Source organism: Nocardia sp. TBRC8007 (genome assembly GCF_056629435.1).
On the sequence record NZ_JBWSOR010000159.1, the window covers coordinates 1 to 465 of the forward strand.

The 465-nt window shown below is 66.0% G+C and carries 1 protein-coding gene; it reads left to right on the forward strand.

The features are described 5' to 3' along the window. A partial coding sequence (locus ACX4ZE_RS23085) for an AMP-binding protein (protein WP_480275568.1) occupies window positions 1–465 on the forward strand: 465 nt, incomplete at both ends.

Below are 465 nucleotides of genomic sequence, written 5' to 3' on the forward strand. Positions count from 1 at the left end.
CACCTCCGGTTCGACCGGCCGTCCCAAGGGGGTCGCGGTCACCCACCGCAACGTGGTCAACCATGCTGTCGCGGTGGGGGCACTGTTGGGCGGTGACGGGCCTATCCGGGTGTTAGCGAGTACCTCGACGGCCTTCGATGTTTCTGTCCTGGAGATGTTCGCGACCCTGTACGGGGGCGGGACGGTGGAGGTGGTGCGGGATGTGTTGGTCCTCGCCGAACAGGGTGGCTGGTCCGGGGGTGTGATCAGCACGGTGCCGTCCGTGTTCGCCGAAGTGCTCGACCACCCCGCCCTGCCCATCACCGCCGACACCATCATCTTTATCGGTGAACCGTTGACATCTCGGGTCGTGGAGCGGACCAGGGCCTTGCTACCGGGAGTACGCATCATCAACGGCTACGGCCCCACCGAGACGACGGTGTTCACGACGACGTCGGTGCTGTCCGACGAGGGGGAGGTAGGGGC